The sequence below is a fragment of the Streptomyces sp. E2N166 genome (assembly GCF_003671715.1).
In the GTDB taxonomy this organism is placed as follows: Bacteria; Actinomycetota; Actinomycetes; order Streptomycetales; family Streptomycetaceae; genus Streptomyces; species Streptomyces thinghirensis.
Genome location: NZ_RAIF01000032.1, coordinates 186942 through 194888 on the forward strand (window position 1 = coordinate 186942; position 7947 = coordinate 194888).

General features: G+C 73.2%; 7 protein-coding genes. 6 read left to right on the forward strand and 1 reads right to left on the reverse strand.

The features are described from left to right. The 3 genes from EBH09_RS27935 to EBH09_RS27945 form a co-directional block, all read left to right on the forward strand. Positions 1 to 970: ATP-binding protein (locus EBH09_RS27935; RefSeq protein WP_121749709.1), on the forward strand; the 970-nt coding region annotated here is incomplete at its 5' end. Further along, complete coding sequence (locus EBH09_RS27940) at positions 967 to 1320, forward strand: nucleotide pyrophosphohydrolase (RefSeq protein WP_121749710.1); 354 nt, start codon at positions 967 to 969, stop codon at positions 1318 to 1320. The genes EBH09_RS27935 and EBH09_RS27940, both read left to right, overlap by 4 nt. A 180-nt stretch (positions 1321 to 1500) precedes the next feature. Then, positions 1501 to 1971 (forward strand): DUF6099 family protein, encoded by a 471-nt coding sequence (locus EBH09_RS27945; RefSeq protein ID WP_121749711.1) that lies wholly within the window; start codon positions 1501 to 1503, stop codon positions 1969 to 1971. A 42-nt stretch (positions 1972 to 2013) separates the two neighbouring features. Here EBH09_RS27945 and EBH09_RS37990 read toward each other — a convergent pair whose 3' ends face one another. Continuing rightward, the gene (locus EBH09_RS37990) at positions 2014 to 2190 is read right to left on the reverse strand and encodes a hypothetical protein (protein WP_193776571.1); all 177 of its coding nucleotides are present in this window, start codon (positions 2188 to 2190) and stop codon (positions 2014 to 2016) included. A 255-nt stretch (positions 2191 to 2445) separates the two neighbouring features. Here EBH09_RS37990 and EBH09_RS27950 point away from each other — a divergent pair, with 255 nt between their 5' ends. The 3 genes from EBH09_RS27950 (at position 2446) to EBH09_RS27960 (ending at position 7593) form a co-directional block, all read left to right on the forward strand. After that, positions 2446 to 3369: an LLM class F420-dependent oxidoreductase gene (locus EBH09_RS27950; protein WP_121749712.1), complete on the forward strand. Its 924-nt coding sequence runs from the start codon at positions 2446 to 2448 to the stop codon at positions 3367 to 3369. Between the two features lie 157 nt (positions 3370 to 3526). Further along, entirely contained in the window at positions 3527 to 5029 is a 1503-nt protein-coding gene (locus EBH09_RS27955; RefSeq protein WP_121749713.1) for a 3' terminal RNA ribose 2'-O-methyltransferase Hen1, read from the forward strand. After that, positions 5026 to 7593, forward strand: coding sequence for a polynucleotide kinase-phosphatase (locus EBH09_RS27960; RefSeq protein ID WP_193776572.1), 2568 nt, complete (start codon positions 5026 to 5028; stop codon positions 7591 to 7593). The genes EBH09_RS27955 and EBH09_RS27960 overlap by 4 nt, the downstream gene beginning before the upstream one ends. Positions 7594 to 7947: the final 354 nt, after the last annotated feature.

Sequence of the window (7947 nt, forward strand, 5' to 3'; positions counted from 1 at the left end):
GGCCAGGCTCGGGGGCGGCGCCCAGCTCGGCGCGGTGTTCCCGGACCCGGTCGCCTGCGTGCCCGAGCGGGCCCGGCCCGACGCCCAGCACCGCCGCGGCTTCCGTATCGGCTGCACGGCCGACGGCGCCGCGGGCCCGGTGCACCTGGACGTCGCCGTACAGGCCGAACCGGAACTGCGCGTCGTGGGGGAGCGGTTGACGGCGGACGGCGTCGTACTGCTGGAGACGGCCCTGCGCGACCCCGGCCGGCGGGCCGTGCAGGCGGCCTGGCACACGGCCGGGTCCGCGCCCGTGACCCGCGCCCCGCTGCCGGACGACCGGCTCGGCACACCGCTGCTGCCGCTGCGGGTGGCCGGCAAGACGGACGGGCAGCGCAGGGTGCTGGCCGCGGCCGAGCAGATGGTCGTCGCCCTGCGTTCCGTCTTCGCCTGCGATCCGCGTCCCGGCCGGATGCGGGAGCCCGTGCCCACCGGCTCCGGGCGCCTGCTCGGCGGCTGCGACAACCTCGCCGACGTGCTGTGGCGTACCCGCGCCGAGTGCGGGAGGCGGCACGCGCAGTTCGTCGCGGCGGTACGCGCCGGATGCGCGGGCCCCGTCGCCGACGTCCTGGCCGAGCCCGTCGCCGGGGGCGTGGTGCGCGCCCTGCTGGACCGGGGTGACGGCACCCGCACCGGCCTCGCGCGCCTCGGTTACGGCGAGCTGCGCTACCTCGCCCTCGCCCTGGTGCTGTTCACCGGCCCCGGTGTGCTGGAGGTGGACCCGGCCGGCGAGGTGCCCGCGGCGCTGCAGACGCTCACCGTCCTCGCCGACGGCTTCGACCGCGGCCTGGACGCGCGGCAGCGGGCGGAACTGCTCCGGCTGGCGGTCCGGATGTGCGACCGCGGGCACATCCGCCTCGTCGCGGCGGTCGCCGATGCCACCTGGGCGGCCGGGACGGACGGCGTCACGGTGGTAGACCTGGGCACGTGACCGATCACCCTCACCCTGCCCATGACCTCGCTGCGTTGCGGCGCAGGCTGGCCGAGTTCGCGGCGGCGCGGCACTGGCAGCCGTACCACACCCCCAAGAACCTCGTCGCCGCGCTCAGCGTGGAGGCGTCCGAACTCGTCGAGATCTTCCAGTGGCTGACGCCCGAGGAGTCGGCCCGCGTCATGACCGACCCGGACACCGCGCACCGGGTCCGGGACGAGGTCGCCGACGTGCTGGCGTATCTGCTCCAGTTCTGCGAGGTGCTCGACGTCGACCCGCTGGCCGCGCTGGCGGCGAAGATCGAGCGGAACGAACTCCGCTTCCCGGTGCGGAAGGACCGGGAGAGCTGAGGGGAGCCGCACCCTCCGTTATTACTCTCCGCAGTTGGAAACCGGCCAGAAGTCAATTTGTTGTCCGAAGATTTCCGCCTTCCTCTGGCTTTTCGTCCCACACGCCTTCACTCTGGGTAGTGGACAACGGAGTTCGGGCGGACGCGCCCTGAGCGCGTCGGAAACGGACGGGGGCAGCGCATGGACGCTGTGCGGCTCATCGTGACGAGTGGGCGCGCCCTGGCAGCCGGCGGCGAGGTGCCGGACATCCTGACGGAGGTGTGGCAGGTGCAGGCCCTGGCACAGGCGATCGGCAGCCGGCTGGCGGTCTCCGGACCACCCGAACTGCGCGGTGAGGCACTGGGACTGACCGAGCTGGCGGGCCGCGGCTGCGGAGTGCTGCGCACCCCCGACCTGGCCCCGGGTGAGCTGCGCGCCGCCCAGCTCACCGAACTGGGCGACGCCCGCCAGGCCCTGATGCGCCTCGGCACCCTGCTGGGCGAGACCGGCATCGCCCTCGTCGGCATCGCCTGCGCCGCGGACGACGAGGCCACGTACTGGCAGTGCGTGGAGGCGATCGACGCGGCGGACGAGTCGCGGGACCGGGTCATGGAGATGCTGCGCAGACTGGCGGACCGCGACGCGGAGTTACCGGAGCGGGAGGCCGGCTAGCCATGACACCGCGAGCCACCGACCGCACCCCTCCCGCACGCCTCAGTCGGCGAGTCCCTCCACCCCCGCCCGCCGCCCCTGGCCCCCGGCCGACCGGAGGTCGGCGTCCAGAGCCGACAGGTCCGCGTCCAGCGCCGCCATGAGCTCGTCCATCTGCTGGAGCAGCCCCTTCGGCCGGGCATCGGCCCCGCCTCCCTGCGGCACGGTCTCTTCGGACATGACGGCCTCCTCGGCCCCCCGAGGCCCCCACCGGGGAGGCCGACACTGGTGACGCACCGGCGCGCACCGCCCGGCGCGGACGCCGGACGATCCGGCTCCGCCCCGGCAAACGATCACCGTCCGGCCGGGTCACTGGACCGGCCCGGTAACGGGCCCGGGACTGACGCCAAATGACCAGCCGGGGGGCCGGGAACGCGCCGGGCCGACGGGAGGAGCCTGTACGAGTCTCCCCCGCCGAGCAGGCAGGATGGAGACATGGATCTCCGTATCTTCACCGAGCCCCAGCAGGGGGCCACATACGACACCTTGCTCACCGTGGCGAAGGCCACCGAGGACCTCGGCTTCGACGCCTTCTTCCGCTCGGACCACTATCTCCGCATGGGCTCCGTGGACGGCCTTCCCGGACCCACCGACGCCTGGATCACCCTCGCCGGCCTCGCCCGGGAGACCAAGCGCATCCGGCTCGGCACCCTCATGACCGCCGGCACGTTCCGGCTTCCCGGCGTCCTCGCCATCCAGGTCGCGCAGGTCGACCAGATGTCGGGCGGCCGCGTCGAGCTGGGCCTGGGCGCCGGCTGGTTCGAGGAGGAGCACAAGGCGTACGGCATTCCCTTCCCGAAGGAGAAGTTCGCCCGCCTCGAAGAACAGCTGGAGATCGTCACCGGTCTGTGGGCCACGGAGGCCGGCAAGTCCTTCGACTTCCACGGCAAGTTCTACGACCTCACCGAGTCGCCCGCGCTGCCCAAGCCCGCGCAGGCGAAGGTCCCCGTGCTCATCGGCGGCCACGGTGCCGTCCGCACGCCGCGGCTGGCCGCCCGGTACGCCGACGAGTTCAACATCCCCTTCGCCTCGGTCGAGGACACCGAGCGCCAGTTCGGCCGGGTCCGGGCCGCCGCGGAGGAGGCCGGCCGCGGGGCGGACGCGCTGACCTACTCCAACGCCCTCGTCGCCTGCGTCGGCAAGGACGACGCCGATGTCGCCCGCCGGGCCGCCGTGATCGGCCGCGAGGTCGAGGAGCTGAAGGCCAACGGCCTGGCCGGCTCCCCGGCCGAGGTCGTCGAGAAGATCGGCCGCTATGCCGCGGCCGGCGCGCAGCGGATCTACCTCCAGATCCTCGACCTCGACGACCTGGACCACCTGGAGCTGATCTCCTCCCAGGTCCAGTCGCAGCTCTCGTGACGCGGTGACGCCGCCCCTCGAATAACCGAAGGCGCCGGTCACCAGCCCTGTGCGATGGTGTGACCGTCGTCCTGCCGGAGCCCCCGGGAACAACCCCCTGGGGGCTCCCGCGCGTACGGCACCTCGTAAGCATCCGCCGGCCGGAGAGGCCCTCCGCATGTTCCTGACCATCACCACCACCGGTACTCCCGAGCGCCCCGCGACCGACCTCGGCTTCCTGCTGCACAAGCATCCCGACAAGGCGCAGGCGTTCTCCACCTCCTTCGGCACGGCCCACGTGCTCTACCCGGAGGCGGCGGAACAGCGCTGCACGGCCGCGCTGCTGCTGGAGGTCGACGCGGTGGCGCTGGTCAGGCGCGGCAAGGGCAAGGGCCGGGGCGGCGCCCCGGACGCGGCTCTCGCGCAGTACGTCAACGACCGCCCCTACGCGGCCTCCTCGCTCCTCGCCGTCGCGCTGGGCAACGTCTTCTCCAGCGCGATGCGCGGCGTGTGCAAGTCCCGCCCCGAGCGCGCGGCCGAGCCGCTGCCGCTGCGCGTCGAGGTTCCGGCGCTGCCCGCCCGCGGCGGCCCCGACCTCGTACGCCGCCTCTTCGAGCCGCTCGGCTGGACGGTCACCGCCGAGGCCGTCCCGCTGGACACCGAGTTCCCCGAGTGGGGCGACTCGCGCTACGTCCGCCTCGAACTGGAGTCCGCGGCCCGCACCCTCGCTGAGGCTCTGCGCCACCTCTACGTCCTCCTTCCGGTACTCGACGACGCCAAGCACTACTGGGTCTCCCCCGACGAGGTCGACAAGCTGCTGCGGGCCGGTGAGGGCTGGCTGCCCGGCCACCCGGAGCAGAAGCTGATCACCAGCCGCTACCTGTCCCGCCGCTGGTCCCTGACCCGCGAGGCGATGGACCGGCTGGAGCTGATCCGGCTGGCCGAGACCGACGACAGCGACGTAGCGGAGATCGACAACGCGGTCGCGGCGGAGGCCGAACAGGAGGAGAAGCCGACCCCGCTGGCCGTGCACCGCCGCGAGGCGATCCTCACCGTGCTCCGGGACAACGCCGCCGCCCGCGTCCTCGACCTCGGCTGCGGCGAGGGGCATCTGGTGCGGGAACTGCTCAAGGAGCCGCGGTTCACCGAGATCGTCGGCGTGGACGTGTCGGTGCGCGCCCTCACCATCGCCTCCCGGCGCCTCAAGCTGGACCGCGTGGGCGAGCGGCAGGCGGCGCGCCTGAACCTCTTCCAGGGCTCCCTCGCCTACACCGACAAGCGGCTCAAGGGCTACGACGCCGCCGTGCTCAGCGAGGTGATCGAGCACCTCGACCTGCCCCGGCTGCCGGCCCTGGAGTACGCCGTCTTCGGTTCGGCCCGCCCCCGCACCGTCGTCGTCACCACGCCCAACGTCGAGTACAACGTGCGCTGGGAGACCCTCCCGGCCGGCCACGTCCGCCACCGCGACCACCGCTTCGAGTGGAGCCGCGAGGAGTTCCGCGCCTGGGCGGAGACGGTGGCCGAACGGCACGGCTACGGCGTGGAGTTCCGCCCCGTCGGCCCCGACGACCCCGAGGTGGGCCCGCCCACCCAGATGGCCGTGTTCACCCAGGCCACGAACGACCCGAAGACCGCGAACGAGACCGCGAACGAGACCGCGAAGGAGGCGAAGGTCGCATGAGCGCCACCGACACCACCGACACCACCGACACCACCGTGCGGGCCCGCGCCCTGCCCGTCACCGACCTGTCCCTCGTCGTGCTGATCGGTGCCTCCGGCTCCGGCAAGTCCACCTTCGCCCGGCGCCACTTCAAGCCCACCGAGGTCATCTCCTCCGACTTCTGCCGGGGCCTGGTGGCCGACGACGAGAACGACCAGAGCGCGAGCCGGGACGCCTTCGACGTCCTGCACTACATCGCCGGCAAGCGGCTCGCCGCCGGCCGCCGCACCGTGGTCGACGCGACGAACGTGCAGCAGGACGCCCGGCGTCAGCTGATCGATCTGGCCAGGAAGCACGACGTGCTGCCCATCGCCATCGTCCTCGACGTCCCCGAGGAGGTGTGCGCCGAGCGCAACGCCACCCGCACCGACCGGGCCGACATGCCCCGCCGGGTCATCCAGCGCCACACCCGCGAACTCCGCCGCTCTCTGCGGCACCTGGAGCGAGAGGGCTTCCGCAAGGTGCACGTCCTGCGCGGCACGGAACAGGCCGAGCAGGCCACCGTCGTCACCGAGAAGCGGTACAACGACCTCACCCACCTCACCGGCCCCTTCGACATCATCGGCGACATCCACGGCTGCGCAGCCGAGCTGGAGACCCTGCTCGGCAAGCTGGGCTACACCGACGGCGTCCACCCCGAGGGCCGCACCGCCGTCTTCGTCGGCGACCTGGTCGACCGCGGCCCGGACAGCCCCGGCGTGCTGCGCCGCGTGATGTCCATGGTGAAGTCGGGCAACGCCCTGTGCGTGCCCGGCAACCACGAGAACAAGTACGGCCGCTTCCTGAAGGGCCGCAAGGTCCAGCACACCCACGGACTCGCCGAGACAGTCGAGCAGATGGACGGCGAGAGCGAGGAGTTCCGCGCCGAGGTACGGGAGTTCATCGACGGCCTGGTCAGCCACTACGTCCTCGACGGCGGCCGGCTCGTGGTCTGCCACGCCGGTCTGCCCGAGAAGTACCACGGCCGCACCTCCGGCCGGGTCCGCTCGCACGCCCTCTACGGCGACACCACCGGCGAGACCGACGAGTTCGGGCTGCCGGTGCGCTATCCGTGGGCCGAGGACTACCGGGGCCGCGCGGCCGTCGTCTACGGCCACACCCCGGTCCCCGAGGCCACCTGGCTCAACAACACCATCTGCCTGGACACCGGCGCCGTCTTCGGCGGCAAGCTCACCGCGCTGCGCTGGCCCGAGCGCGAACTGGTCGACGTACCGGCCGAGCGGGTCTGGTACGAACCGGCCAAACCACTGCGCACCGAGGCGCCCGGCGGACACGACGGCCGGCCGCTGGACCTGGCCGACGTGCACGGGCGCCGGGTGGTGGAGACCAGGCACGCCGGGCGGATCACCGTGCGCGAGGACAACGGTGCGGCCGCCCTGGAGGTCATGAGCCGCTTCGCGACCGACCCACGGCTGCTGCCGTACCTGCCGCCCACCATGGCACCGACCGCCACCTCGGGAGTGGACGGCTACCTGGAGCACCCGAAGGAGGCGTTCGCGCAGTACGCGGCCGACGGGGTGGCACGGGTCGTGTGCGAGGAGAAGCACATGGGCTCGCGCGCCGTGGTGCTGGTCTGCCGCGACGCCGAGGCGGCACGCGCCCGCTTCGGGGTGGACGGCCCCACCGGCTCCCTCTACACCCGCACCGGCCGACCCTTCCTCGACGACGCGTCCGTCACCGAGGCGATCCTCGACCGGCTGCGCACCGCGATCGGCGAGGCCGGCCTGTGGGACGAACTGGCCACCGACTGGCTGCTGCTGGACGCCGAGCTGATGCCGTGGTCCCTCAAGGCATCCGGTCTGCTGCGCTCCCAGTACGCCGCTGTGGGCGCCGCCTCCGGCGCGGTGTTCCCGGGCGCGCTCGCCGCGCTGGAGGGCGCCGCCGCGCGTGGCGTCGAGGTCGCGGACCTCCTCGACCGCCAGCGCGGGCGGTCCGCCGACGCCGCCGCGTTCACGGACGCCTACCGCCGGTACTGCTGGCCCACCGACGGCCTGGACGGCGTCCGTCTGGCCCCGTTCCAGATCCTGGCCACCCAGGGCCGCAGCCTGGCCGCACTGCCCCACGACGAGCAGCTCGCCCTCGTCGACCGGCTCGTCGAGCACGACGGCAGCGGGCTGCTGCAGACCACCCGGAGGCTGTACGTCGACACCGGCGACCCCGAGTCGGTGGCGGCGGGCACCGACTGGTGGCTGGAGATGACCGGCCGCGGCGGCGAGGGCATGGTGGTCAAGCCCATCGGCGCCCTGGTCCGCGACGACAAGGGCCGCCTGGTGCAGCCCGGAATCAAGTGCCGCGGACGCGAGTACCTGCGGATCGTCTACGGTCCCGAGTACACGCGCCCCGACAACCTCGCCCGGCTGCGCGGGCGGTTCCTGAACCACAAGCGGTCCCTGGCGACCCGCGAGTACGCCCTCGGCCTGGAGGCCCTGGACCGGCTGGCGGACGGCGAGCCGCTGTGGCGGGTGCACGAGGCGGTGTTCGGCGTCCTGGCGCTGGAGTCCGAGCCGGTGGACCCCCGGCTCTAGGGGTGTCGTCCGGGTCTTGCCGGGGTCGCGGGGTCCGGGCGCGCGCGTCTGTGGCGTTGTCGTCGGTTGCCAGGGCTCCGGTGTGTCGCCCTCCTCCGCCTTGCAACTGCCCGCACCAGACCCCATTCTGCGCTCGATCCTGCGGGCCGCCGCGGCGTGAGCATCATCTCCCTCGCCGGAGGCCGCGAGCCAGCGGCTCCAGGCCTCCCGCGCGTAGTCAGGAGGACGTGTACCGCCCGCCAGCGCCGCCGCATCGAGTGCGACATGGCCCCGATGCCGCTGTAACCCGGGAGGCAGGGCGGGGCGCGGAGGCGCCTTGCCCGGTGGTGCGGTCCGCCGGAGTCACGGCACCGC

Bases quoted from the DNA above. Each gene is read 5' to 3' on its own strand.
- EBH09_RS27950 (WP_121749712.1), top strand. From the start codon at position 2,446: ATGGATCTCCGTATCTTCACCGAGCCCCAGCAGGGGGCCACATACGAC.
- EBH09_RS27955 (WP_121749713.1), top strand. From the start codon at position 3,527: ATGTTCCTGACCATCACCACCACCGGTACTCCCGAGCGCCCCGCGACC.
- EBH09_RS37990 (WP_193776571.1), bottom strand. From the start codon at position 2,190: ATGTCCGAAGAGACCGTGCCGCAGGGAGGCGGGGCCGATGCCCGGCCG.
- EBH09_RS27945 (WP_121749711.1), top strand. From the start codon at position 1,501: ATGGACGCTGTGCGGCTCATCGTGACGAGTGGGCGCGCCCTGGCAGCC.
- EBH09_RS27960 (WP_193776572.1), top strand. From the start codon at position 5,026: ATGAGCGCCACCGACACCACCGACACCACCGACACCACCGTGCGGGCC.